24 protein-coding genes are annotated in these 26016 nt (G+C 70.1%); 6 read left to right on the top strand and 18 right to left on the bottom strand.

Annotation, left to right across the window (positions count from 1 at the left end; all coding sequences use genetic code 11):
- Positions 1 to 28 precede the first annotated feature (28 nt).
- Positions 29 to 1240, bottom strand: coding sequence for a CoA transferase (locus Q1A98_RS09570; RefSeq protein WP_299572480.1), 1212 nt, complete (start codon positions 1238 to 1240; stop codon positions 29 to 31).
- A 53-nt stretch (positions 1241 to 1293) separates the two neighbouring features.
- Here Q1A98_RS09570 and Q1A98_RS09565 point away from each other — a divergent pair, with 53 nt between their 5' ends.
- Positions 1294 to 2700, top strand: coding sequence for an amidohydrolase family protein (locus Q1A98_RS09565; RefSeq protein WP_299572477.1), 1407 nt, complete (start codon positions 1294 to 1296; stop codon positions 2698 to 2700).
- Here the strand turns inward: Q1A98_RS09565 and Q1A98_RS09560 are convergent.
- The 3 genes from Q1A98_RS09560 to Q1A98_RS09550 form a co-directional block, all read right to left on the bottom strand.
- On the bottom strand, positions 2678 to 3667 hold the full coding sequence (locus tag Q1A98_RS09560) for an enoyl-CoA hydratase/isomerase family protein (protein ID WP_299572474.1): 990 nt from the start codon (positions 3665 to 3667) through the stop codon (positions 2678 to 2680). The two genes, Q1A98_RS09565 and Q1A98_RS09560, sit on opposite strands and share 23 nt — an antisense overlap.
- Before the next feature lie 29 nt (positions 3668 to 3696).
- On the bottom strand, positions 3697 to 4995 hold the full coding sequence (locus Q1A98_RS09555; RefSeq protein ID WP_299572472.1) for a lipase family protein: 1299 nt from the start codon (positions 4993 to 4995) through the stop codon (positions 3697 to 3699).
- Between the two features lie 210 nt (positions 4996 to 5205).
- Positions 5206 to 5913 (bottom strand): cutinase family protein, encoded by a 708-nt coding sequence (locus tag Q1A98_RS09550; protein ID WP_366943417.1) that lies wholly within the window; start codon positions 5911 to 5913, stop codon positions 5206 to 5208.
- A gap of 174 nt (positions 5914 to 6087) precedes the next feature.
- Here Q1A98_RS09550 and Q1A98_RS09545 point away from each other — a divergent pair, with 174 nt between their 5' ends.
- Positions 6088 to 7266 (top strand): thiolase family protein, encoded by a 1179-nt coding sequence (locus Q1A98_RS09545; protein ID WP_299572832.1) that lies wholly within the window; start codon positions 6088 to 6090, stop codon positions 7264 to 7266.
- Between the two features lie 16 nt (positions 7267 to 7282).
- On the opposite strand, the gene Q1A98_RS09540 is transcribed toward Q1A98_RS09545, so the two are convergent.
- On the bottom strand, positions 7283 to 7981 hold the full coding sequence (locus Q1A98_RS09540) for a hypothetical protein (protein ID WP_299572469.1): 699 nt from the start codon (positions 7979 to 7981) through the stop codon (positions 7283 to 7285).
- Positions 7978 to 8940, bottom strand: coding sequence for a hypothetical protein (locus Q1A98_RS09535; RefSeq protein ID WP_299572467.1), 963 nt, complete (start codon positions 8938 to 8940; stop codon positions 7978 to 7980). Before Q1A98_RS09535 ends, Q1A98_RS09540 begins: the two co-directional genes overlap by 4 nt.
- Before the next feature lie 239 nt (positions 8941 to 9179).
- Here Q1A98_RS09535 and Q1A98_RS09530 point away from each other — a divergent pair, with 239 nt between their 5' ends.
- From Q1A98_RS09530 to Q1A98_RS09520, 3 genes are read left to right on the top strand one after another with little or no spacing between them, the layout of a single operon-like run.
- Complete coding sequence (locus Q1A98_RS09530; protein WP_299572464.1) at positions 9180 to 10001, top strand: acyl-CoA thioesterase II; 822 nt, start codon at positions 9180 to 9182, stop codon at positions 9999 to 10001.
- A complete protein-coding gene (locus tag Q1A98_RS09525) occupies positions 9998 to 10435 on the top strand; it encodes a hypothetical protein (protein ID WP_299572462.1) in 438 nt (145 codons plus the stop codon). The genes Q1A98_RS09530 and Q1A98_RS09525 overlap by 4 nt, the downstream gene beginning before the upstream one ends.
- Before the next feature lie 55 nt (positions 10436 to 10490).
- Positions 10491 to 12149 carry an OB-fold domain-containing protein gene (locus tag Q1A98_RS09520; RefSeq protein ID WP_299572461.1) on the top strand — a complete coding sequence of 553 codons (1659 nt, stop codon included), beginning with the start codon at positions 10491 to 10493 and terminating at the stop codon, positions 12147 to 12149.
- Between the two features lie 45 nt (positions 12150 to 12194).
- On the opposite strand, the gene Q1A98_RS09515 is transcribed toward Q1A98_RS09520, so the two are convergent.
- From Q1A98_RS09515 to Q1A98_RS09460, 12 genes are all read right to left on the bottom strand, one after another.
- On the bottom strand, positions 12195 to 12965 hold the full coding sequence (locus Q1A98_RS09515; protein WP_299572459.1) for an SDR family oxidoreductase: 771 nt from the start codon (positions 12963 to 12965) through the stop codon (positions 12195 to 12197).
- A gap of 29 nt (positions 12966 to 12994) precedes the next feature.
- On the bottom strand, positions 12995 to 14404 hold the full coding sequence (locus Q1A98_RS09510; RefSeq protein ID WP_299572456.1) for an MCE family protein: 1410 nt from the start codon (positions 14402 to 14404) through the stop codon (positions 12995 to 12997).
- Positions 14405 to 14415: 11 nt separating this feature from the next.
- Positions 14416 to 15612, bottom strand: a complete 1197-nt coding sequence (locus tag Q1A98_RS09505; protein ID WP_299572455.1) for an MCE family protein — start codon at positions 15610 to 15612, stop codon at positions 14416 to 14418.
- Entirely contained in the window at positions 15609 to 16859 is a 1251-nt protein-coding gene (locus Q1A98_RS09500) for an MCE family protein (protein ID WP_299572453.1), read from the bottom strand. Before Q1A98_RS09500 ends, Q1A98_RS09505 begins: the two co-directional genes overlap by 4 nt.
- Positions 16860 to 16867: 8 nt before the next feature.
- Positions 16868 to 17926 carry an MCE family protein gene (locus Q1A98_RS09495; RefSeq protein ID WP_299572452.1) on the bottom strand — a complete coding sequence of 353 codons (1059 nt, stop codon included), beginning with the start codon at positions 17924 to 17926 and terminating at the stop codon, positions 16868 to 16870.
- Entirely contained in the window at positions 17919 to 18971 is a 1053-nt protein-coding gene (locus Q1A98_RS09490) for an MlaD family protein (RefSeq protein WP_299572450.1), read from the bottom strand. The genes Q1A98_RS09495 and Q1A98_RS09490 overlap by 8 nt, the downstream gene beginning before the upstream one ends.
- Positions 18968 to 20161: an MCE family protein gene (locus tag Q1A98_RS09485; protein ID WP_299572448.1), complete on the bottom strand. Its 1194-nt coding sequence runs from the start codon at positions 20159 to 20161 to the stop codon at positions 18968 to 18970. Before Q1A98_RS09485 ends, Q1A98_RS09490 begins: the two co-directional genes overlap by 4 nt.
- A complete protein-coding gene (locus Q1A98_RS09480) occupies positions 20158 to 21003 on the bottom strand; it encodes an ABC transporter permease (protein ID WP_299572830.1) in 846 nt (281 codons plus the stop codon). Before Q1A98_RS09480 ends, Q1A98_RS09485 begins: the two co-directional genes overlap by 4 nt.
- Positions 21003 to 21761 carry an ABC transporter permease gene (locus Q1A98_RS09475; protein ID WP_299572445.1) on the bottom strand — a complete coding sequence of 253 codons (759 nt, stop codon included), beginning with the start codon at positions 21759 to 21761 and terminating at the stop codon, positions 21003 to 21005. The genes Q1A98_RS09480 and Q1A98_RS09475 overlap by 1 nt, the downstream gene beginning before the upstream one ends.
- A 25-nt stretch (positions 21762 to 21786) precedes the next feature.
- Positions 21787 to 23313, bottom strand: a complete 1527-nt coding sequence (locus Q1A98_RS09470) for an aldehyde dehydrogenase family protein (protein WP_299572443.1) — start codon at positions 23311 to 23313, stop codon at positions 21787 to 21789.
- A 223-nt stretch (positions 23314 to 23536) separates the two neighbouring features.
- Positions 23537 to 23962, bottom strand: coding sequence for an OB-fold domain-containing protein (locus Q1A98_RS09465; RefSeq protein WP_299572440.1), 426 nt, complete (start codon positions 23960 to 23962; stop codon positions 23537 to 23539).
- Positions 23959 to 25107 (bottom strand): acetyl-CoA acetyltransferase, encoded by a 1149-nt coding sequence (locus Q1A98_RS09460; protein WP_299572437.1) that lies wholly within the window; start codon positions 25105 to 25107, stop codon positions 23959 to 23961. Before Q1A98_RS09460 ends, Q1A98_RS09465 begins: the two co-directional genes overlap by 4 nt.
- 78 nt (positions 25108 to 25185) lie before the next feature.
- Here Q1A98_RS09460 and Q1A98_RS09455 point away from each other — a divergent pair, with 78 nt between their 5' ends.
- A complete protein-coding gene (locus Q1A98_RS09455) occupies positions 25186 to 25992 on the top strand; it encodes an aldolase/citrate lyase family protein (protein WP_299572434.1) in 807 nt (268 codons plus the stop codon).
- The last annotated feature ends 24 nt before the right edge of the window (positions 25993 to 26016 follow it).

Below are 26016 nucleotides of genomic sequence, written 5' to 3'. Positions count from 1 at the left end.
CACAGTTGTACATCCTTTGTCGAACTGTTCAGGTGCCGTGACCGTACCCCGTCGAGGCGATGGACGCGAGAAGTCTCTCGACGCGATCGCCATCGGCGCCGAGCCGTGCCGCCGACGGCGTGAACGGGGGTGCCGACGGCGGGTCCGGCCGGTCGATCCGAGCCCCCGTGTCGACGGTCCCGAGCGCGGCGTACCGGGCCGCGACCGTCGACAGCGCGACGTCGATGACTTCGCCGCCGCCACGGGCGAGGCTCTGCGTCACCGCCCGGGCCGCCTCGAGGCCCGTCAGCGGGTCGGCGACGGCGTCGGCACAGAACATCGTGTGGCGCGGGGTCCCGACCACGAGCCCACCCGCCACCGCCGCGTCGTCACCGAAGGCGACGCGGTCGGGGTGGGCGAGACCGTGGCCGGTGATGCGCAACCACACCTGTCCGGGTCGTGCCGGCACCGACGACGAGTCGAGACCCAGTCGCCGCAGCGCCCGCGGCCTGGAGGCCTCGACCACGACATCAGCGCACCGCAGCAGCTGACGGACGCGGTCGGGAGATCGCGTGGGATCGACCGCCCAGGAGAGTTTCCCGTGGTTCATCCAGTCGAAGAAGCGGACGTCGCCCTGCCGGGCACCGTCGGGGCGCGCCGGGCTCTCCACCTTGACGACCGTCGCGCCGGCATCGGCGAGAAGTCGGGTACACAGCGGTCCCGCCCACAGGGACGAGAGGTCCGCGACGAGCAACGGCCGTTCACCCGCGCTCCGACGGGATCCTCGCCGGGACACGACGGGCGCGCCGGGTGCGGTCTCGCCGAGCGCCGCGACCGGGAGCCCGAGTTCGGCGCCCCGGTCCACCCACTCCGCGGGCGACATCACCCTCGCGGCATCGGTGAGCGCCACCCAGGAGTCCGCGCGCTCGACGGCGCGGCGAAGGAACGCGGGGACCAGGTCGACGTCGTCGTCCCGTGACAGCGTGATCGCGACGTGGCCGTCGCGGGCCGGGAGAAGTCGGGACGCCCCACCGACGGAGACGGACCCCGCGCGGCTCCGTCCCGACAGCGCGGCGCGGCCCGCGAGAAGGACCGCGGCATCGCCGACCGTGGCCCCCGGACGGACGTGGGCAAGCACGCGATGCGCCTCGACGAGCACCCCGGCGCGACTGGCGTCGCCGGTGCCCGAGGGCTCACCGCACAGCGACGTGAGGCCGTGACGCGCCCACTGCGCCGTGGCGTCGCCTGTCGTCGGATCCACCCGCACCCGCCTCGTCGGAGGAGCATCTGGCCTGCGGCGATAGCATAGCGGCCGTGCCGATCCGGTCCTGCGTCGTCGTCAACGCCGACACCGGCGGCCCGACGCCCGTCGACATCCGGATCGCCTGCGGACCCGGGGGTGACTCGCTGATCACAGCCGTCGCACCACGTCTCGCGACAGGATCCGCCGACGTCGTCGTCGACGCCGACCGTTGCGCGGTCATGCCGGGCTTCGTCGACCACCACGCCCACCTCTTCGCCACCGCCGCGGCGGATTCGTCCACGCCGTGCGGCCCGCCCGCGGTCCGCGACCGCGCCGACCTCGCCGCCGCGCTGGCCCGGGCCCCGTCCGACCCCGCCGGCTGGGTGCGGGGGACCGGCTACATCGAGACGGTCGCCGGCGATCTCGACGCCGACGTCCTCGACGGACTGCACGCAGACCGACCGGTGCGGATCCAGCACCGCAGCGGCGCGCTGTGGACGGTGAACGCGGCTGCGATCCGGGCCCTCCGGCTCGACACCGCGGACCATCCGGGCGTCGAGCGCGACCCGCTCGGTCGGCCGACGGGCCGTCTGTGGCGGGCCGACGACCTGGTGCGGTCACGCCTCCCGGGAGCGGGACCACCGGCTCTCGACGCCGTGGGCGCCCGTCTGGCCGGGCTGGGGATCGTCGAGATCACCGATGCGACACCGGATCTCGACGACCGCTCCCTCACGGCTTTGATCACCGCGGCGGACGAACGGCGCCTCCCGCAGCGATTGCATCTGCTCGGCGTGCCCCTCGGGAAACAGGTGGCGTCGTCACGGGTCACGACGGGCCCGTACAAGATCGTCGTCGCGGACGCACCGATGCCGTCGCTGACCGAGCTGACCGCGGCGGTCACCGCGGCCCACGAGGCGGGCCGGGCGGTCGCGGTGCACTGCGTGTCCCGTGCCGCCCTCGCGCTGAGCCTCGCGGCCGGGGTCGGGCGGGGGGATCGCGTCGAACACGCGGGTGTGGTGGATGCGAGCACCGCACGGCACCTCGGCGAACTCGGCGTCACCGTCGTCACCCAACCCGGTTTCCTCGCCGACCGCGGCGACGACTTCCTCGACGGATCCGACCCGGGCGACCACGACGATCTCTATCGGTGCGCGAGTCTGACGCGGGTCGGTGTGCCTGTCGCCCTCAGCAGTGACACGCCGTACGGTCCCGTGGACCCCCTCGCGGTGATCGACGCGGCCGTGCACCGCAGGACGCGTCTCGGACGTCGCGTGGGTCGCCCCGACGAGAGATGCACTGCGGCGCAGGCGTTCGCGGCCTACCAGTCGGGCGCCGCGACCCCCGGCGGGCCCGAGCGGCGGATCGCGGTGGCGGAGTGCGGCGACGTCGTCGTGCTGGACCGCCCGGGCCGGGAGGTCCTGGCCGATCCCGGCGCGGCTCGCGTCGTCCACACGCTCATCGAGGGTCGACCGGTCTGACCGCCTCGACGGCGTCGCAGAGGCCCCAGGCGAGTGCCGTCGCCGGGTCGACCACCTCGTCGGTGGCGGCCAGGTGGAACGTGCGCCAGCGCCCGATCCGCCGGGAGATGCTGACCGTCCCACCGGCTCCCGGGATGAGGCCCATCGACAGCTCGGGCAGGTGCACGATCGTCGCGGGGTCCATGACCACCCGGCCGGCCATCGCCGGGAGCTCGATGCCCGCACCCACACACCCGCCGTGGACGAACGCCGTGACCGTCGACGCGATCTCGGCGATCCGCGGGCCCGACCCGACCGCGGTCCGGATGACGTGGGCGGTCGCGACATCGGCGGTGGTCCCGAACTCCGCGAGGTCGCCGCCGGAACAGAACGACGAACCGACCGCCCGCAGGTGGACCGCGCGGACCGTGCTGTCGTACCGGGCGACGTCGATCGCCGCGTTCAGCGCGTCCCGCAGCGCTGCCCCGTAGGCGTTGCGTCGGTCCGGCCGGTTGAGCGCGATCGTCAGGACGTCGTCGTCGCGGTCGATCAGGACCGGATCGGACGCCGGGGGCGGCGCCGGCTTCTCGCCACGCCCGGCGAGCCACTTCGCGAACTCGGGGCCGCCGAGCAGGGTCGAGTAGGCGAACGACTCGACGAGCAGGGCGTGCGCGACCGACACGTGTTCCCCGGCTCGCAGGACCTGTGCGAGCACCGCCGCCGCCTGGGGGTGTCGCGCGAGGTCGTCGACCACCCGAGCGGCGGTCCCCCCGGGATCGTCGACGCCGACGCACCAGCGTCGGTCGCCGGCGACTTGCGGTGTCGCATAGACGACGTCGCAGCCCTGCGCGGCCGCCCCCCATGCAGCCTCGGGCAGGTCAGCGGAGACGACCCCGATCCGAGGACCACCGCGATAAACCGGGGGATCGAGAAGACCCCCGGACCGGTCGTCGAGATCGACGACGACCGGCCCGGGGGTCTGGAACATGCTCCGACCCTAGGCGAGCGGCAACCCGATCATCGACAGGTCGTCGGCGCCGGCTTCCCGTCGAACCGGTCCTGCAGCCACTGCAGGGCGGGGAAGAACCCCACGGCGGCCGCGCTCAGGTGCTCCGGTGCCGGCGTCGACAACTGGACGACCTTGGTGCCCGCCCGGCAGTACCGGGCCATCGTCTGGTTCAGGAACGCCACCGAGATCAACGGGTCCGTCGGGGAGTGGAACTCGAAGATCGGCGCCGTCGGGGTCTCCGGCATGTACCCGATGGAGTTCTCCCGCAGCACCTTCTTCGTCGACGGGTCGTTCAGCAGATCGAAGTTCGTCGCCAGCATCCGTGCCGTCTTGCCGAACCCGACGGTGAGGATCTCGTTGGTGCAGGCGTTCGCCATCTGCGCCCGCGTCTGCAACCCGAGCCAGTTCAGGTGCTTGCTGATGGGCAGCTCCTTCGGGTACTCACGCTCGAGCCCGAGGGCGGCGGCCATCGCCAGACCGAACGCGGGATGCGTCTTCTCGGTGCCGATGGCCTCGGCCATCTGCTCGAGGTTGGTGGGCACGCCGCCCTCGGCCGACCCGACCAGATTCACGTCGGGGGCATAGGTCGGCTGCTGCGCAGCAGCCGATGCGGTCGCCATCCCACCACCGGAGTACCCGGACATGCCGACCCGCGACTTCTGCAGACGCAGCGGGGCCCACCGCGTGGCGGCGCGGATCCCGTCGAGGATGACGTGACCGCTCATACGGACCGCTCCGTACGCCGACTTCTCCCCGAGGTGGTCGGGGACGGCGATCGCCCACCCGCGCAACAGCGCGACGTTGAAGCCCCAAGGATCGGCCGGGGACGCCGAGAAATCGGTCGACGTGTACACGCTCTGCGATGCCTGACACCGCATGCCGAGGGCGTTGGTGATCATCTGGTACGAGAGCAGCGGAACGTTGGCGGCACGGTTGAACGGTGCCATCACCAGGGTGACACCGACCATCGGCTGCCCGTGCGAGTCCGTCGTCTTGTACCGGATCTGCCAGGTCTCGGACGGCACCACCCGGAACGGGTTGGGCTTGCGCTGAGCACCGATCACGTCGCCGTCCCGCATCGACGCGAGGTTCGGCGGGTGCCGGTACAGCGGACCCGGGTCGGAGTACGACGGCCCGAGCTCCGAGGCCGGCGGGAGTGGTGGCGTCGGGACGCCGGGCAGCGCCGGGAGCACCGGCGCGGGTGGTGGAGCGGCGACCGCCGTCGCCGAACCCCAGATGACCAGTGCCGCGGCTGCCGTGACGACGGTCGTCACCCAGCGGACGCGGCGGAACCTCAGATGTTGCACGCATGCCCCCCTCGATCGTGGCCGAGACGGCCACCGGGTGCGAGTGTGCGATCCGTTGTGGTCGGTGCCACAACGGGAGTTGAGTTCGGTGACGGGTGCCAACTGATGTGCCGATGTGTGTTTCTTCGCCACAACGACAGCCGCGAGCGGGGGCCCGAACGCAGAACACCCCGACGACCAACGGTCGTCGGGGTGTCTCGTCGGGGTGGGTCAGCCGCGCACCGCCCGGGCGGCGAAACCCGCCCCGCGTACGACGTCGCCGTTCACCGCGTAGAGCACGTGCACAGCACCCGGGCCCGCCAGCGGCGCCCCGTTGCAGATGTTGTCGGAGGGGATGCAGTACCGCGCGGTACGCCCGGCGAGGGCAGGTTGCACGGCGACCGGCGGCGCACCCGCGTCGGACAGGAACCGCGCCGACGGCGGGGCGAAGAGGACGACCGCGGCGATCTTCTGCAGCAGCGCGGGCGCCAGCGGGCGCGGGGTGAAGGTGCGGTACTCCGGTGGCAGGACCACCTGCGGGCTCACGGCGTAGCCGGCGACCACCGCACCCTGGGAGTAGCCGGCGAGGACGATCCGCGTCCCGGGGCACGCCGACGCCAGGAACGCGACCCTCCGCTGCACGTCGTTCACGCCTGCGATCACCGAGCGCGCGGTACCGATGCGGTCGGTGAAGCTCGCCGACGCGGGGTAGTTCACGCCGTACTGCGCCACCGAGCGGCCGGGCAGCTGCGACCTCAGCGACGCGATGAACGCCGAACCCGTCAGTCCGATCGGGGGTGCCGGCTCCGCGGTTCCCCGGGCGAACACGACCTCGACGTTCGAACACGGCGCCGCGGACGCGGGCGCGGCGCCGGTCAGGACGACACCGGTGGTGGCCACCGCGACGGCGACGGACAGGGACGCGAACAGGCGCTTCATCACACGACGGATGCTACGGCACCGGGTGTCCCCGCCGACGGTCGTCGGCCGCCCCGGGACGGCCTCCGGGACACGGTGGACCGGCGCACTTACTGAAAGCCTTACGGTAATGTCGTCAGTCGTCGACGGCGACCTGTCCGTCGGCGATCCGTCGTCCCTCGGAGGTCTGTCTTGCTGTCGACGCGCCCGGTCATCGTCGCCACCACCCGCACCCCGGTGGGGACCGCGTTCAAGGGGTCCCTCGCGGGGACCCCGGCCGAGACGATGGCCGCGCACGTGGTCCGATCGGCACTCGAGCGCTCCGGGCTCGGCGCCGACCGCGTCGACGACATCGTCCTCGCCGAATCACACTACGGCGGAGGCGATCTCGCCCGGCACGCCGCCGTCGCCACCGGGCTCACGTCGGTTCCCGGCCTCGCGGTCAACCGCCACTGCGCCGGCGGCCTCTCCGCGACCGCGGTCGCCGCGACCACCGTGGCCGCCGGGGCCGCCTCGGTGGTGATCGCCGGAGGTGTCCAGAGCACCTCGCTGACACCGGTCATGAAGCAACGTGTCCCGGGCACCGCCGACGAGTTCGTCGAGCCGTGGATGCCGTTCACCCACCCCGACTCCGCCGAGGCGCCCGCGATGGACATGTCCATCACCGTCGGGTGGAACACGGCGCGCGCCTACGCGATCAGCCGGGAGGCCATGGACGAGTGGGCCCTGCGCTCCCATCAGCGGGCGATCGCGGCGATCGACGACGGCACCTTCGTCGACGAGATCGATCCCATCGAGGCGGTGCGCGCCGACGGGCAGTCGGCGGTGTTCGCGGTGGACGAGCACCCGCGTCGGTCGACGACGGCGGAGAAACTCGCCTCCCTCGCACCCGTGCACCCGGAGATCGACGGGTTCTCGATCACGGCGGGGAACGCGAGCGGCCTGAACGACGCCGCCGCGGCGCTGGTCGTCGCCGACCCCGACACCGCCCGGTCGACCGGGGTGACCGCCCTCGCCCAGATCCGCGCGGTCGCCTCCACCGCGACGTCACCCCGCGACACCGGCAGCGCGGCCATCGCGGTGATCCGTCGCCTGCTCGACCGGTCCGGGCTCACCGTCGCCGACGTCGCGCTGTGGGAGATCAACGAGGCGTTCGCATCGGTGCCGATCGCGGCCTGCCGCGAGTTCGGCATCTCCGAGGACGTCGTCAACATCCACGGCAGCGGGTGCAGCATCGGCCACCCCATCGCCGCGAGCGGGGGACGCATGATCGCCACCCTCGTCGGCGACCTCCGTCGTCGCGGCGGCGGGATCGGTGTCGCCGCGATGTGTGCGGGCGGCGGTCAGGCCGGGGGAGTGGTCGTCGAGGTCTGACGGGACCCCGTCGGCGTCACACGGGGTCGAAGCTGGAGATCTTCCAGGCCCCGTCGACCTTCTGCATGCCGACCTTGATGCTGCTCGACGTCAGGCGCGGGTCCTTGCTGTCGGTCGACGTCACTGTCTGGTTCACGAAAACCAGTGCGGTGGCCTGGGAGTCGTCGATCGACGTCAGAGACGACCCGACCACGGTGACCGCGGACGTGATCTGCTTCGCCTTGACCGCCGGTGCGACGACCTCGGTCGTGAACGTCGTGTAGTAGTCGCGGAACGGTCCTGTCAGACGCTGTTTCGCGGAGTCGAAGTCCTGCTGCAACTTCGCCGGTTCGTACGCGAGGATCGCGACAGCCCCCTGGCCGGCCGCCGCTGTGGCCGCTGATCGCTCGGACGAGTCGATCGCGCGGTCCGGACGCGTGAGCGCGAGGTAGAGCGACAGGACGACCGCGACCGCCGCGACCACCAGGACGGACAGGACCCCGGCGACGACACGTCCCCGTCGCGTCCGGGGCGCGACCGCTGCGCGGAGGCGACGGAACCGACCCTTCTTCTCGGTCACCGCAGGCGACTTCGCGGTCTCGGTCTTCTCGAGGGTCACCGTGCTGTCGGCTGCCGTGCCGTCGGTGGTGGCGCCGTCGGGGCCGTCCGCGGCGCTGTCCTCCGGCGCCTCGGCGTCGCTCACCGACGTGTCCCGTTCGCTGACGTCGGCCTTCACGGGACGAAGTCCACTCGTGACATCTTGTACACCCCTTGATCTCTGGTCAGTGTCACCCGCAGCCGCCACATGCGCGGCTGGTCCTGTGCGCCGGCGGAGTTCGTGACCTTCGACGTCGCCGCGACCAACGCGACAGCGGAGGAGTCCGACACCGATTCGACGCCGACACCGGTGACGGTGCCGGCGGTGGACACCTGCGAGTCCTGGACCACGGACACGAAAGCGCCGGAACGCTTCTGGAAGTCGTCGCGGAAGCCGCCCGTCGAGTTGTCGACGATCCGCGCGACGTCGGCGTCGGCCTTGGTGTGGTCGATCGAGGTCAGATCGACCACGCCTTGCCGGGCGGCCGCGAGCGCCTCGCCCCGGAGGTCGGCATCGTGGCGGACGTCGAGGTGATCGACGACGAGGAATCCGGCGAGCGAGGCCAGCCCCACGACGACAACCACGGCCGCGGCGGCCACGGCGACCGGTGGGCGGGTCAGCGCGACGACCCCGCCGCGCGTTCCCGACGCGACCCCGGACCCGATCCGCCGCAGACGCGACCGTCGCCGGACGTCCGTCGATGTCGAGTCGGCATCGTCGGTGTCGGTGTCTGTGACCGTGTCGTCGGCGTCCTCGCCGGTGTCGTCGGACACGGCGACGGCCGTGTCGGCGCCACCGGAAACCCCTCCCGAGAGTGCGGCGACCCGCTTGCGCGCCTCCGCCGCCTGCCGCGCCGACTCCGCCGCGGCGGCCTCGAGCGTGCGGGCCTCCTCCTCGGCGACACGTGCCGCCTCGAGTCGCTCCATCCGTTCCCGCGCCTGCGTGGCCTTGGCCTCCACCTCCTGCGCCTCCGCCTCGAGCCGGGCGATGTCGTCGCGAGCCGCACTCAACGCATCGACTGCCTCGCCGCTCCCGTCACCCGGTGCGGACTCGTCCGGATCCGGGGGGTCGGCCTTGCGCCTCGACGAGCCGAACACGTCCACCACCTCTCGAGAGCCGGTCGATCCCGACCGTCCGTCGGCCCGGTGACCGACGCGGGTCACAGTACCCGCACGCTCCAGCCGTGTTGGCCGATCCGACGCAGGTCACGGCAATGTTCAGATTCTTCTCAGACCTGAGTACGAGCGCTTACTGTAGGAGATACAGTAACGCGTTCCGATCACTCGCCGACGACGTCGACCCCGACGCCGCGGCGCCTGCCCATGGAGGTCCACCGGTGTCGGTGTTGTCGCTCGACGAACTCGATCGTTGTCTCCGCCTCGCACCCACCGACGACAGCGGCACGTTCCGGGGCGACAACATCCCGATCGGCACCGACCGCGTGTTCGGCGGACAGATCATGGGTCAGGCGGTGATGGCCGCCGCGTCGGCCGCGCCCGAGAAGTCCCTGAAATCCTTCACGCATTTGTTCGCGCGCGAGGGTGCGACCGACACCCCCGTCGACTTCGACGTGACATCGCTGCACAACGGCCGGACGTATGCGTCGGCGCGGGTCGCGGCCCGACAGGGCGAGCGCACGATCGGCCACACGCTGATGTCCTTCCACACTCCGGAGGACGGTCCGACCCTGCTGCCCGTGGGGGATCCGCCGGGAAGCCCCGACGACGCCCGTCCCGTCGATCTGGGGATCCTGCCGTGGGATGTCCGCATCGTCGGCGACGTCGACCTCTTCGACCGGCGCTCGCAGCCGTCCGAGTGCGCGCTGTGGATGCGCGCGCCGGTCCGGGCCGACGACGAGTGGATGCAGAAGGCACTGCTGGCCCACGCCACCGACCTCTCCATGATCGGCACGCTCCTGCTGCCCGTCGAGGGAGTCGCGCAGCAGGACAACGGGGTTCGCGTCCACACCGCGGTCACCTCCCACACCATGTGGTTCCACGACGACATCCACCTCGACGACTGGCTGCTCATCCGCCAGCGAGGCCTGGCGCTCAACCGGTCCCGCGGGTTCGGCACCGGTGACGTGTTCACCGCCGACGGGCGTCTGGTGGCCGCCTACGCGCAGGAGTCGATGATCCGCGTGATGGCGGCCGGGTGACGGCCTCGTCCGGACGCACGGTCACCCGATCCCGCGCCGTCGACTGGGTCGTACGCGGCCTGATCCTGGCCGTCGCACACATCGCCGTGCGGACGGCCGCGGGCGCGCTCACCGAGTCCGCGCCGCTGCACAGCGCGGCGTTCCGGTACTCGGGTACCGCGATCGTCATCCTCGTGGCCGTGGCAGCCGGTGTCGTCGACGGCGTATCGCGTCGCAACCGAGACACCGTCGACGCCTACACGTGGGTGCGGGCGGCCGTGGTGTGCGCCGTGGTGACCGGCGTCGTGTGCAGTGTGCTGGGCGTGCTGGAGGTCTCGGGACTCGCTGGCGTCTCACCCGGGGTGGAGCTGACCTCCGGGCTGGCGTGGACGTTCCTCATCACCATGGTCCCCGCCGTCCTCGGCATGGCCGTCGCACGTCGCCTGCGCGGTTGACCGCCCGGCCCACAGCCATCTTCGTGCAGCACCCCCTCGACAAGGACGCATCGTCATGACCACGACCTCGATCAGACCTGCCCCTCAGACGACCATCCTGACCCGTGACTTCTGGGCATCGGGAGCCGACGGCGTGCTGCGTATCAGCCGGTGCGACGACTGCGGCGCGTGGAACAACCCGACGCCGGCAGCATGCCGTCGGTGTCGCTCCCGCTCGTTGACGATGACACCGACGTCGGGCCGGGGGACGGTCGTCGGGGTGTCGGTGAACCACCAGCACCTCGTCCCCTCGATGCCCCCGCCCTACGTCGTCGCCATCGTCGCCATCGACGAGGACGACGGCGCCCGGTTGACGACGAACGTCGTCGGGTGCGACGTCGACGACGTGGTGGTCGGGATGCGCGTGCGCGTGCGCTTCGAGCAGGCGTCCGAGCACGTCTGGCTGCCCCTGTTCGAACCCGATCCCGAGGCCGGCGGGGAGACCGGGCCCGTCCCCGAGCCGGATCCCGCGTCGCGACGTGTGCGACCGCCGGTGTCGCGGCGCAAGTTCGAGGACGACGTCGCGATCACCGGTGTCGGCCAGTCGAGGGTCGGACGCCGGCTCATGATCGATCCCGTGACGCTCGCCGTCGACGCCGCCGAGCGCGCCGTCGCCGACGCGGGCCTGACGATGGACGACATCGACGGCCTGTCCACCTACCCCGGCTGGGGTCCGACCGGCATCTCCGAGGGCGGCATCATGCCCCTCGAACAGTCGTTGACGATCCACCCCACGTGGGTCAACGGCGGGGGAGACCTCCCGGGACAGAACGGGTCCATCATCACCGCGATGCTCGCCGTCTCGGCCGGGCTGTGTCGCCACGTCCTGTGCATCCGGTCGGTGTGGCAGTCGACCAACAGCGCGATGATGCGGGCCGGGGAGATCGACCCGCCGTCCGGCCGTCCCGAGGGGATGATGGAGTCCCGGGGGCCCTACGGCGCGATGTCCCCGGCGACGTGGATCGGCTGTCAGGCGTCGAACTACATGCACCGGTACGGGGTCGGACGTGAGGTGCTGGGTGCGATCGCGGTGACGACCCGCGCCCACGCCGGCGCCAATCCCGAGGCGGTGTACCGGGATCCGTTGACGATGGACGAGTACATGTCGGCCCGGATGGTCTCGACGCCGTTCGGCCTGTACGACTGCGACGTCCCCTGCGACGGTGCCGTCGCCGTCGTGGTCTCCGCGATCGACGCCGTCGCCGACATGGACTGCGAACCCGTCTTCGTCGAGGCGGTCGGGACCCAGATCACCGAGCCGTTGAGCTGGGATCAGGGAACACTGCACTACCTGCCGCAGACCATCGGACCCGCAGCGCACCTGTGGTCGCGGACCGACCTGGGCCCCGACGACGTCGACGTGGGCTGCATCTACGACGGTTTCACGTTCAACGCGCTGTCGTGGATCGAGACGCTCGGCTTCTGCGGAGCGGGCGAGGCCGCCGACCTCATCGGCGACGGGTCCGGGATCGCCGTGGACGGCACGCTGCCGCTCAATCCCCATGGGGGACAACTGTCGGCCGGGCGTCTCCACGGATACGGGTTCGTCCGCGAGGCGGTCCTGCAGCTTCGTGGGCGGGGGAGCGGCCTCCAGGTCCCCGACGCCCGGGTCGCGGTCGCCACCGCCGGCGGCGGCGTACCGTCCGGCGCCATCCTGTTCCGCCGGGAGGGCTGAGGCGGTCTCCACCGCGCAGGTCCTGCGCGGTGGAGACCGGTGGGGTCAGCGGGGCTGGAACCGTTGGGCGCCGTCGAGCCGGACCACCTCGCCGTTGAGGTAGGTGTTCGACAGCAGGTGCAGTGCGAGGTCGGCGAACTCCGACGGTTGCCCCAGTCGGCGGGGGAAGGGCACGTTCGCGGCGAAACCGGCGAGCATCTCCTCGCCGACGGACGCCATCCGCGGTGTGAGCATGGTCCCCGGCGCGATCGTGTTGACCCGCACCGCGACCGGGGCGAGATCGCGTGCTGCGGCGAGGGTGAGTCCGATGACGCCGGCTTTCGCCGCGGCGTAGGCGCTCTGGCCGACCTGACCCTCGTATCCGGCGATCGAGGCGGTCGCGACGACGGCACCCCGTTCGTCGCGGCTGTCGGTGTCCGTCGCCGCGATCGCGGCCGCGGTCAGGCGGAGGACGTTGTAGGTCCCGTTCAGGTACAGGCTGATCGTCTTCTCGAAGCCGGCCATCTCGGCGGGGCGGTTGTCCTTGCCGACGACGCGCTGCGCCACCCCGAACCCACCGTGCGCGATCACCGCGTAGCGGAACGTCGCGAGCTCGGAGGCGGCGGTGATGGCGGCGGTGACGTCGTCGTCGTCGAGGACGTCGGTGCGGACGTACCGGACACGGTCACCGAGTTCGTCGGCCAGGTCCGCGGCCGGGCCGTCGGCGAGGTCGGCGATCACGACCGCGCCGCCGGCGGCGTGCAGGGCACGCACCACGGCTTCGCCGAGACCACCGGCACCCCCGGTCACGATCGCTGCGGTACCCGTGAAATCCATTCGTTTCCCCTCGATGTGGTGGTCCGCCGTCACTGCGGCATGAGCTGTGTCCAGGACGTCGCCGGCCTGAAGTCGCCCGCGGCGTTGCCGTCGGTGTAGATCTCGCCGTCCGGTGCCACGAACTTCCCCGTGGACGAGTCGTAGGACGACGGTGCGCCATAGTTGCGCGGCGTCCCCGTCTGCGGGCCGCCGGACGAGTCCGGGACGCCCTGACGTTCCAGGTCGGGATCGGCCGGGTTGCCACCCACGAACGGACCGTTACGGGCGAGGGGCGCGAACCCGTCCTTGCTCTTGCACAGCGCGACCGTCGGCGCACGGCGGCCCGGCGTGTCCATGCACGGATAGTTCCTCGCCCCGCGGACGGCGACCGGCGAGTCCTGCGCCAGCTTGCAGTAGAGGTCGCTGGGGGTGTCGACCGTGTTGAGCTCGTCGGGGTTGCGGCGTTGCGACGCCGGGAGGAACCCGACGGTGCACGCAGGCGGCTGGTTGACCTGCAGGTTGAAGTCACCACGCGCCGCGCCGAACAGATCGCTGCTCGCCCGGGGATCGGCGGCGGCGGAGTTCAGCAGCAGCCGCGGCAGCAGGATGAACGTCTGGCGCAACCCGGGGTTGTACTTCACGGCCACCTGCCCGACGTTGGTCAGGTTCGCGAGCAGCAGCGGCAGCGTCGGGCTGAGTTGTGCGAGTTGAGCGGTCGCCTGTTGCGTCAGTCCGGGGCCCTGGTCCAGGACGGTCCGGACACTCGCGTCGTCGCTCGCGATCGTCCCGGTGACCCCCGACAGGCCGGTGATCCACCGTCGGATGTCCGCCGCGCCGTTCACCTGGGTGTCCAGCAGCGGGCCCGAGTCGGTGATCAACGTGGCCAACCGGGAATCGTTGGCCTCCAACTGCGTCGCGACCGCGTTCGCCGACGACAGGATGGTCCCGAGATCGTCGCCCGCGCCCGCGAAGCCGCGATAGGTCTCGTCGAGCAGGGTGGAGAACTTGTCCTCCGGGATCGTGGAGACCAACCGGTCGAGCTGGTCCAGCAGTGGCCCGACCTCCTGCGGGATCGTCGTGCGGTTCACGGGGATGACCGACCCGTCGCGCAGATAAGGTCCGTCGTCGGTCTGCGGGATGATGTCGACGTACTGCTCACCGACCGCCGAGACACTCTTGACCTCCGCGCGCAGATCCGTCGGGATCTTGCGGTCGCTGTCGAGCGACATGGTCGCGGTCACCCCGTCGTCGGAGAGACCGACGTCGGTGACCCGCCCGATCTGGTCACCGCGGTAGGTGACGTTGGCGAACCGGTAGAGCCCACCCGCCGCCGGCAGGTCGACCTTGACCGAGTACGTCCCGATGCCCAGGAACGTCTGCACCCGGATGTAGCCGAAGCCCATCACCGCCAGACCGATGATGGTCAGGACACCGAATATCGCCAGCTGGATCTTCACCATGCGCGAGAGGATCACGGCGCACCCGGACCCATCGTCGTGAATCCCGGCACCTGGGGGAGTTTCTGCGCGGGTGCGGGGGCGGGGGGTTCGACCGTGCCCTTCAAGGGGTCCTTGCTGTAGCTCGACGACGAGGTCGGCTGCTTGCCGACCACGGCCGGCAGCGAGGTCAGCGCCTCGCCCAGCGGGGTCCCGAGCAGCAGCGTCTTGCGCAGGCGCGGGACGGTGAGGTCGAGGACGATGTAGAGGTTGAAGTAGTCGCCATGGATCGACTTGTCGATGAGGCTCTGCGAGAACGGGAACGTCGTCAACGACGCCGCCGTCTTCGCGACCGCGTCGGAGTTCTTCGCCAACGCGTCGGTCGTGGGCACGAGATCCTCGACGAGGCGCCGCAGATCCGCTCCCGCACGATCCACGACGGAACCTGCCGTCGCGCTGAACGCCCCCGCCTTCTCGATCGCCGAGATCAGCTCGTCCCGGTCCTTGTTCAGGACGTCGAGCGCCGCCGGTATCCGCGTCAGCGCGTCCTCGAGGACGCCGTCGTTGCGTGCGAGTGTGCCGGCCAACTGGTTCACCCCCTGCGTCGTCGAGACGATCGTCTGACGCTGGTCGTTCAGCGTCCCAAGGATCTCGTCGAGCCGCGGCAGCAGCTGACGAACGGTGTCCTGCCGCCCGTCGAAGGCCTGGTTCAGCTCCGACGAGAAATCGGCGAGCTGGCCCAGGCCACCTCCGTTGAGCACGTAGGACAGCGACGACAGCGTCTGCTCGGTGCTCGGGTAGGTCTCGGAACGGTCGAACCCGATGGTGGCCCCGGACGCCAGGCGTCCCTGAGCCGCCACACCCGGTGGTGTCGTCAGCGCGAGATGGCTCGAGCCCAACAGGCTCGTCTGACCCACGGCGGCGATGGCGTTGGCCGGGATGATCACACCCTTCTTGACCGAGATGTCGACCGATGCACGCCACCCGTAGACGTGCATCGCGCCCACGCTGCCCACGTCGACGTCGTCGAGCAGGACCGGTGAGTTCTGTTGCAGCGGGCCGACGTCGAGGAGCCGGACGGTGAACTTCTGCGCGTCCTCGCCGTGACCCTGGGCGCCGGGGAGGGGAAGCGAGTTCAGGCCGTTCCACCCGCAGCCGGAGGCGGTGAGCAGCACGCCCAGCGCCATGCAGATCGCCGCCGTCAGCCGGGCGTGCCGTCGTGGCCTGGTCATGGCTTGCTCCCGGGGACGAGCAACTGCTGCAGGGACGTCACCGGCGTCTTCTTCGGCGGCGACGAGGACTGCTGGGACGAGTCGGCCGACGGTTCGAGCTTGTCCTGGCTGTACAGCAGCCGTCCCGGGGCCGGGGCCGGGGGCTTGAGCGGGTTGATGCCGAACGTGGGGTAGTTGACCGCCACCGTGTTCAGGGCGGGTCCGAGGTAGTCGGCGCACAGCTGCGCACCCTGTGCCGACGTGGCGTTGCGGAGGCTCGCGACCGCGTCGCAGAGGAAGTTGGCGGGGCTCGCGAAGTTGTTGGTGACGAACACGCCGACGAGGCTTCCGGTCGTCGGGTTGTAGTTGTTGTTGTAGTTGGCCAGCGCGTTCGGCGCGACGTGCAGCAGCTGTTGGAGGTCGTCGGTCTTGTCGACGAGCACGCGCGTGGCGTCGCCGAGGCGCTGCACCGTCTCGCTCACCTGGTCCCGGCTGCCCGCGATGAACGCCTGCACCTCGGTGCTCGCGGTGGCGAGGTTCCGCAGCGCACCGTCGAGGTCCGAGCTGCCCGCGCTGATCGTCGAGGTGAGCGATCCGAGATTCGCCTGCAGCGACGAGATCTGCTGCGTGCTGCCCTTCAGCGCCGAGACGAAGGTCTGCAGCGCCGCGATCGTGCTGCCGATGTCACTGCTCTTGTCGGACAGGATCTTCGAGGACTGCGCGAGCTCGGTCAGGGCACCGCGGAGTTTGTCCCCGTTGCCGGCGAGCGCTGTCCCGGCGGAGTCGATGAACCGCGACAGCGTCCCGGTCGCGTCGTCGCCCTGCGGTCCGAGGGTGTCGGCGAGGCGTTTCAGCTGCGTCTTCACCTCGTCCCACTCCACGGGTACGGCCGTGCGTTCACGCGGGATCGTCGCACCGGACCGCATCGTCGGCCCGGTACCGGTGTAGCTCGGCGTGAACTGCACCGAGCGCGCCGCGATCAGACTGCGGCTGATGATGACCGCACTGGCGCCTGCGGGGATCTTCACGCCGTGGTCGACGGACATGACGATCTCGTTCTGGGTGCCGCGCGGGGTGATCGAGTCGATCTTGCCCACCGTCACTCCGGCGACCGTCACGGCGTCGCCCACGTAGATCGACGTGGTCGACCCGAAGTAGGCCGTCACCTTCATCGGGGCCTCCACGACCCGGTACCCGACGTAGGCGCCCACGAGGACGGCCACCACGAGCAGGGCCGCGGCGGTCTTCCTGAGATCGAGACGTCGCATCGTGATCCTCATGCTGCGGGGGTGGGGATGAAGGGCGGATCGGGGTTCACGATCGGCAGCGGGAGCGGTTGCGGGGGCAGTCCGAACGCCCCGTTGAGGAAGGGCTGGATGAACTGTCCCGGCAGCAGGTTCGCGACATAGGCGTTGTAGTACGGCCCGCTGGAGACGCCCTCACCGACGACGGTCGCGTACTTCGCCAGGCCGGGGATGGCCTTGGCGATGTTGTCGCGGTTCTTCTGCAGCACCGCGGTGACGTCGTTGAGTCGCGCGAGCGTCGGCGCCAGCTTGTCCCCGTTCTCGCGCGACAGGATGGTCAGCTGCTCGGTCACCGCGGAGGTGTTCGCCAGCAGGTCCACGATCTGCTGACGTCGCGCGTTGAGCTCGTCGACGATGTCGTTCGCGCCCAGGATGAGGCTGTTCACCTTCGCGCTCTGCGTGGCGAGGATCCCCGTCACCTTGCTGGTGCTGTCCAACAGATCCCGCAGGCTGTCGTCGCGAGCATTGATCGTCCGGGACAGACGCGAGAGGCCGTCGAAGGTCGGGCCGAGTTCCGGCCGGGTCGCGGTCAACGTCCCGGACAGGGTGTCGAGCGCCTTGTCGAGGTCTGCGGTGTCGAGTCCGGCGGTGTTGCGTGTGACGCCGTTGAGGGCGTCGGACAACGAGTAGGGGGAGTTCGTCCGCGCGACCGGGATCGGCGACGACGGGGAGAGTTGTCCCGTCCCGTCCGGTGCGACGACGACCGCCCGCTGCCCGAGCAGCGACTGCGTCTCGATGGACGCCCGCGTGGTGTCACCGAGTCGCATACCGTCCCGCACGGTGAAGTCGACGTCGACGAGTCCGTCTCCTCGGAGGGAGATGCCCTGCACCGCACCCACCTCCACGCCACCGATCGTCACCGTGTCGCCGGACTTGAGACCCCCGGCCTCGGTGAAGACGGCGGTGTAGCGGACGCCCGAGGAGAACGACCACAGCTTCTCGAACTGCAGGCCGGCGAGGATGACGGCCACGACGATCACGAGGCCGAGGATGCCGACCCGCACGAGGTCGCCGGCGCGATACCTATTCATCTTGGAAAGAACACCGTCCCGTCTGTTGCTGAACCCACGGGAGTTTCACCGTCTTGCCGTCCAACCCGGTGAGGTTGACCGAGACACCGCAGAGATAGAAGTTGAAGAAGTTGCCGTAGGAGCCCAGCCGCGCCACCTTCCGGAAGTTCTCCGGCGCCTTCTGCAGGGCCGAGTCGACGATGCCCCGCTGTGCCTGCAGGGTCGGCGCGAGGATCGACAGGTTGTTGATGGTCTGGGTGAGGTTCGGGCGGGTGTCCTGCAGCAGACTGGCGAGACTCGCTGTCCCGCTGTCGATCTGACCGACCGCCCGACCGATCTGCGTCCGCTGCGCAGCCAGCCCGTTGACCAGCGAGTCCAGCTGCCCGATGGTGTCGCTGAACTGGTCGCCGTTCTTGGCGATCGTGTCCAGGACGGTGCGCAGGTTGGTGATGACCTCCCCGATCAATCGGTCGTTGTCGGCGAGGGTCGAGGTGAACGAGCTCGTGTTCGACAGCAGCGACACCAGCGTCCCGCCCTGCCCCTGCAGGATCTGCACGAGCGACGCCGTCAACGCGTTGGACTGGTCCGGGTCGAGGACGCGGATCAACGGCTTGAAACCACCGATGAGCTGATCGAGATTCAGCGCCGGGGACGTCTGACTCTGCGGGATCGTGCCGCCCTTGGGGAGGCGCGCCGCCGAGCCGGGCCCGTCGGCGAGCTCCAGGTACCGGTCACCGGTCAGGTTCAGGTAGCGCACCTGCGCCCGGGTGCCCCGGGTGAGGGGTGAGCCGGAATCGGAGTCGAACCCCACCGTCACCTTGTGGTCGCGCAGCCCGAGGTCCACGGCCGTCACCGTCCCCACCCGGATGCCCGCGATTCGCACGGTGTCGCCGGCTTTCAATCCGGAGACGTCGGTGAAGACCGCCTTGTAGTCCGACGTCGGTCCCGACCGCCACTGGTCGAACACGATGACGAGACCGGCCGTGGTGAGCAGCATGACGACGGCGAAGACGGAGAACTTGACGATGGCCGCGATGGGACGTCCACCGCGCTTCGACGGGCTCACGGCGCGAGTCCCACAGGCGGGCCGAACAGCAGCTGCTGGAAGCTCTCGACGTTGAGCTCGGTCGACTTCGACCGGCCCTCGAACGGGTTCGCGCCGTAGTCGGCGACGAGGAACTGCGGCTGTTCGTCGTAGGGCAACCGCGGCAGCGAACCGCAGTAGGTCCGCCCGGCGCGGGTCAGCTTCGGGAGGTTCGTGGGGTACTTGTACGCGGGGCTGGCCGCCAGGAAACTGACCGCCTGGACGGCTCCGGGGCCGGCGAACGGGTAGGGCATCAACTCGGCCCGGTTGTAGAAGTTCTTGAAACCGCCCAGGGTGCAGCCGAAGGAGACGTTGTACTCGCTGGTGAGATCCAGTGTGGGCACCAGCGCGCGAGCAGTGCTCACGAGCCCGTCCGCGTTGCGGCCCACGACGGCGTCACCGACGTCGGACAGCCCGATGACCCCGGAGAGCAGCCGGTCGAGCTGTCGTTCCTTCTCGACCAGGGTGGTGCTGATCGTGGTCGACGACCGCAACGTGTTCACCAGGGGGTCGGACACCGACGCGTAGGTCCGCACCACGGTGTTGAGCTTCTGCAGATCCGTGCTGAACGTGGGCAGGGTGGGATTCACCGTCTTGAGCGTCTCGTTGAACTTGTCAAGGGTGTCGCCGAACTGCGCACCCTTGCCGCGGAACGCCGTCGCCAGCGCGCCGAGCGTCGCGTTCAGCTTCTCGGGCTGGACGCGGGAGAGGACGTCGGTCAACTGGTCGAACAGGGTGTTGAACTCGACGGTCACGCTCCTCGACTGCAGGATCGCATGCGCGGCAAGCGGTCTGGTGGACGCGTCCTCCGGCGGGATCAGGTCGACGAACTTGGCTCCGAAGAACGTGACCGAGCGGATCTCGGCGAGGGTGTTGCTCGGGATGTGTCGCATCTGGCCGGGGTCCATGGCCAGGGTCAGACGTGCACGATCGCCGTCGGTGCTGATCGCGCTGACGCGCCCCACCTGGACACCCCGCAGCTTGACCTTCGCGTCCGGGTCCATCACCAGACCGGCCCGGTCCGAGATCACCGTGACCGGCACCGAGGTGGTGAAGCCCCCGGCGAACATCGTGAGGGAGACGGCCACGATGGCCACCAACCCGACCACGAACAGCAGGCCCGCGAGCGCCTGCGCCCCGGGTCCGGATGTCTTCGCCTGCACGCCCGTCATCCCGAGAGGTTGAAGTTGCCGTTGGTGCCGTACAGGGCGAGCGAGCTGAGGAGCGTGACCGCGACGACCGCGATCAGCGACGAGCGGACCGCGTTGCCGACCGCGACGCCGACACCCTCGGCGCCGCCGCTGGCGAAGTAGCCGTAGTAGGTGTGCACGAGCATCACGACGACGGCCATGATGATCGCCTGCATGAACGACCACAGGATGTCGACGGGGTTCAGGAACGTCGAGAAGTAGTGGTCGTAGAGACCACCGGACTGCCCGAACAACAGGACCGTGGTGTACCGGCTGGCGAGGAACGACGCGACCACGGCCAGCGAGTACAGCGGGATGATCGCCAGCAGACCGGCGAGGACACGCGTGCTCACCAGGTAGGTCATCGGGTTGATCGCCATCGAGTCGAGCGCGTCGATCTCCTCGTTGATCCGCATCGCGCCGAGTTGGGCGGTGGAGCCGGCGCCGATGGTGGCCGCGAGGCCGATACCGGCGATCACCGGTGCGGAGATGCGCACGTTGATGAATGCGGCGAAAAAGCCGGTGAGCGCCTCGATCCCGAGGTTGCCGAGGGAACTGAAGCCCTGCACGGCCAGGGTGCCGCCCGCCGCCAGGGTCAGGAACCCGACGATGATGACGGTGCCGCCGATGACCGCGAGCGCACCCGATCCCATGCTGATCTCGGCCACCAGGCGGACGGTCTCGCGACGGAATCGGGTGACGACTGTGGGGATACCGGCGATCGCGCGGAGGTAGAACATCGCGGGATGGCCCATGGTGTGCGCCCACCGCACGGGCGTGCGGACGGTCCGGTACGTGCGCGGATACCGCGCTGCGATGACCATCACGAACCCAGCCGGATGCCGATGGCGGTGACGACGACGTTCACCACGAACAGGGACATGAACGCGTACACGACCGTCTCGTTGACCGCGTTGCCCACGCTCTTCGCACCGCCGCGGACCATCAGCCCCTGGTAGCACGCGACGAGGCCGGCGATGAGCCCGAAGAGCAGCGCCTTGATCATCGAGATGACCACCTCGGTGAGGTGGGTGAGCAGCGTGATCCCGGCGACGAACGCCCCGGGGTTCACACCCTGGAGGTAGACGGAGAACAGGTATCCGCCGACGATCCCGATGGTGCAGACCAGACTGTTCAGGAGCATCGCGACGAGCCCGGATGCGAGGACCCGCGGCACGACGAGCCGTTGGACCGGGTCGATGCCGAGCACCTCCATCGCCTCGATCTCCTCACGGACGGTGCGGGACCCGAGGTCGGCGCACATCGCGGTCGCACCGGCGCCGGCCACGATCAGCACCGTGACGACGGGGCCGACCTGGGTGACCGCGCCCAGCGCCGCACCGGCGCCGCTGAGGTCGGCCGCTCCCAGCTCGCGCAGCAGGATGTTCAGCGTGAAGCTGACGAGGACCGTGAAGGGGAACGCCACCAGCAGGGTCGGCATGATCGAGACACGCGCCACGAACCACGCCTGCTCGAAGAACTCACGGGTCTGAAAGGGACGGCGGAAGAGGAACTTCGACGTGTCCGCCGCCATCAGGAAGAGACCCCCGATGCCGCGCATCAGGGGGAGCAGCCGCGTCATCGCGGGCAGCCTCCGGGTCCGGGCATCAGTGGTATCCGATGATCTTCGTCTCGAGGTACTGCTCGAAGCCCTCCACGCCGTTCTGCCGACCCACACCGCTCTGCTTGTATCCGCCGTACGGTGCGTCCGCGCCGTAGAACATGCCGCCGTTCACCATGACGGAGCCGGTCCGCATCCGACGTGCGAAGTCCAGGCCGGTCTCGGCGGAGCCGGCGAACACCGATCCCGACAGGCCGTAGCGGCTGTCGTTGGCGATCGCCAGCGCCTCGTCGACGTCGTCGTAGGCCAGCAGGACCATCACGGGCCCGAAGATCTCGTCCTGTGCGGCCTCCGCCGAGTTGTCGAGACCGCGGATGAGCGTCGACTCGACGTACGTCCCGCCCTGCAGGTGTGCGGGCAGGTCGGTGGGTGCCCCACCGCCGGTGACGATCTCGCCGCCGGCCTGTCGAGCGCGCTCGATGTAGCCCAGGATCCGCTCGTGCTGCTTGGGGTTGATCACCGGTCCGAGCAGCGTGCCCGGTGAGGCGGGGTCCCCGGGCTGGATCGACTGGTAGAGGCCCGCGACGAGTTCGGTGGCTCGCTCGTACTGCGACCGGTGGACGAGCAGTCGGGTGTTGATCGCACATCCCTGCCCGGCGTGCACACAGACCTGCATCGAGTTGATGATCGCGGAATCGATGTCGGCGTCGGGGAGGATCACCATCGCGGACTTGCCGCCGAGCTCGAGGAACGTGTTCGTCACCCGGTCCGCCGAGAGACGCGCGATGAGCTGACCGACCGCGGTCGAACCCGTGAACGACACGAGGTCGACGCGGGGATCGGTGACCAGCTGTTGCGCCACCGCGTTGTCGGGAGTGGGGACGACGTTCACGACGCCGGCCGGGAAATCCGTCTTCTCGGCGATGAGGCGTCCGAGGCGGGTCGCGTTCCACGGGGTGTTCGGGTCCGGCTTGAGCACCACCGTGTTCCCCGTGGCCAGCGCCTGCCCCAGCTTGTTCAGGTTGATCTCGAGGGGGAAGTTCCACGGCGCGATCGCGGCCACGACACCCACCGGCTCCTTCACGGCGAGTCGCTTGTTCCTCGCGTCGGAGACGGCGCCGGGGCCGAGGTCGCGTTCCCACGCGAAGGTGTCGATCAGGTCCGCGGGGTAGGTGAGCGCGTCGAGAAGCGGCCAGTTCAACTGCGCGATGTCCATCGTCATCCGCGGGGCGCCGACCTCCGACATGAGTTCGTCGGCGATCTCGGCACGCTCGGCCTCGAGAGCCTCCTGGAGCTGCAGCAGGCACCGCTTGCGCAGGGCCCGATCCCGCGACCAGACCTCGGCGTCGAACGCGGAGCGGGCAGCGGAGATCGCCGCATCCATGTCCTGCGTGCCTGCAGCGGCCGTCACGCCGAGGCGAGCACCGGTTGCCGGCGCGTGGTTCTCGAACTCCTCGCCCGAGCGGGCCGGCACGAGTTCACCGCCGATGAAGAGCCGGGATTCCCCCCGTTCGGACGCGCGACGGTTGACGTCGACGCTGGTCTCCTCGGCGGTGGCCTGCTGGGTGGTCATCTCGTGCTCCTCGGTCGCCCACGTCGTGGGGGCCTGTGCGGCGATGTCTGTTCGGGCGAAAGCGGTTGTGGCGGCGTCGTGCTCGCGGATGGCGTGCCCGCCGGTGTCCCAACTGACGGTCTTACAGTAACGGCATCCGTACGGTACTGCCCGAACGGCCCTTGCGGACTGGATTCGTCATGCATGTCGCAGATTCTCAGACTCGACGCGGACGGCGTCGCGCTCATCGAACCGTGTCCGTGGTCGGCGCGAACACCATCACCGCGCGGCCCTTCTCGCGGTCCCGAAAACCTACTGTCAATCGCAGTCCGGCGTGGAGGGTTGCCGGATCCGCGTCCACGATCTCCGTCATGAGGCGGGGCCCCTCCTCGAGGTCGACCATCGCGACGACATACGGTGCCTTCTCGGCGAACGGTCCGTACCCCTGGAGCACGGTGGTCCAGGTGTACAGCGTCGCGGTGCCCGACGCGGGCACGCGCTCCACGTCCTCGGCCCAGCACCGCGGGCAGAACGCCGCGGCCACCGCGGTGACCCGGTCGCATCGGGGACACCGGACGACCATCAGCCGGTGGCCGTCGATCGCATCCCACCACCATTCGGTGTCGAGATCCGGTGTCGGCTCGTCGGGCGCGACCCGCAGCTCACTCATCGGCTCGTCCCCAGGATCATCGTCGCCGAGTGGGACATGAACCCTCCCATCGCGTTCACGCAGGCCAGCGCGGCGTCCGGGACCTGTCGATCACCGCAGACCCCGCGCAGCTGACGGACCGCCTCGACCATCAGGAACATCCCGCGCATCCCGGGATGGCAGGACGCGAGTCCGCCGCCGTCGGTGTTCGTGGGCAACGACCCCCCGGGCCGGAGGCGACCCTCCGCGATGAACGGCCCGCCCTCGCCCTTCTCGCAGAACCCGAGGTCCTCCACCGTCGTCAGCACCGTGTGGGTGAACGAGTCGTAGAGCTGGCAGACGTCGATGTCGTCCGGAGACACACCCGCCCGGGCGAAGGCAGCCGGTCCCGAGTCCGCCGCGGGCGACCGCGTGAAGTCACCCCACGCGGACATCGAGACGTGACTCGCGGCCTGCGCGCTGCCCCGGATCCACACCGGCGCCGCCGCGCAGTCGCCCACCCTCTCCTCCGCCGCGAGGACGACTGCGCCACCACCGTCGGTGCGCAGGCAGACGTGTTTCGCGGTGAACGGGTCGGCGAGCATCGGCGCCGCGGCCACGTCGTCGGCGGTGATCGAGAACGACTCGAACGCGTCGGGGTTCATCGCCCCCCACTCGTGTGCGGCGACGGCGATCTCGGCGAGTTGCTCGCAGGTCGTCCCGAACTCGATCATGTGGCGGCGGGCGGCCATCGCGTACTTCGCGATCAGCGTCGCGCCGTACTGGGTCTCGAACTGCATCGGTCCGCCGGTCGGCATCGCCGCGGCCGACCCCCGCACCTTGCGTTTGACGTCGGATCGCGCTGTCGAGCCGTAGGTCAGCAGGACGACGTCGACCTCGCCCACCGCGATCGCCGCTGCGGCGTGCTGGGCCATCGCGACCCAGGAGGAACCCCCGACATCGGTCGAATCGACCCAGGACGGGCGCAGACCGAGGTGCTCGGCCGCGTCGACCGGACTCAGCAGTGCGCCGTGGGCCCCGAACCCGTCGATGTCGTCCTTGTCCAGTCCGGAGTCGGCGAGAGCGCGCCGAGCGGCCTGGGCGGCGAGCCCGCGCGCTGTCATGTCGGGGACACGACCGCACTCGGAGAGTGCCGCGCCGACGATCGCCACCGCCCGTGAAGCCATGGCAGAGGTCTACCACACGACGAGAACAGCATTTCTCCATTCGTGGAAACGTCGTTCTCAATCCGCTACGGTTGCGGTGTGACGGCCGGTCTGCGCGACGCACTCGACACCGATGGTGTCGTGCTGTGCATGGCTGTGCAGCACTTTCGCTCACCGGTGGTGCCCATGGTCGCGGCCACATGCGGGTTCGACGCGGTGTACGTCGACCTCGAACACACCGCCCTTCCGCTGGACGCGGCTGCTGACCTGTGTTCGGCTGCGGTCTCCGCGGGAATCGTGGCGCTGGTGCGCGTGTCGGGCCACGACGCGTCCGGCATCGGGCGCGCACTCGACGTCGGGGCGACCGGGGTGATCGTCCCGCACATCGAGAGTGCACGTCAGGCAGCCGATGTCGTCGCCGCGGCGCATTTCCCCCCGACGGGACGCCGATCGGTCTCGGGTCCCACCGCGGCCACGGGATACGGCCACCGTTCTGTCGCGGAGGTCATGGTCGCGGCGCGGGCCTTCACCAGCGTGACGGTGATGGTCGAGTCGAGGGCGGGACTCTCCGCCGTGGACGAGATCGCCGCCGTACCCGGTGTCGACATGATCCTGCTCGGCGCGAACGACCTGTCCCTCGACCTCGGCGTCCACGAGGACTTCGCCTCGGATGTGTTCGACGAGGCCGTCTGCCGCGTCGCGGACGCCTGTCGGGCGCGCGGCCCGGCGTTCGGTGTCGCGGGGGTCCCCGCGGTCGATCTGCTCCGGCGCTACGTCGACCGGGGTCTGCGGTTCGTCTCCGCCGGGACCGATCTCGGCTTCATGACCGTCGCGGCCGGCGACCGCGTCCGGACGCTGCGTGCGCTCGACGAGGCCGGCACCACCCGGATGACCGCCACCAGATGACAACGACGGCCCGCACATCGCGGT

This window comes from uncultured Williamsia sp., assembly GCF_947494875.1.
GTDB lineage: Bacteria > Actinomycetota > Actinomycetes > Mycobacteriales > Mycobacteriaceae > Williamsia_A.
This window is presented reverse-complemented; position numbering and strand designations above follow the sequence as displayed.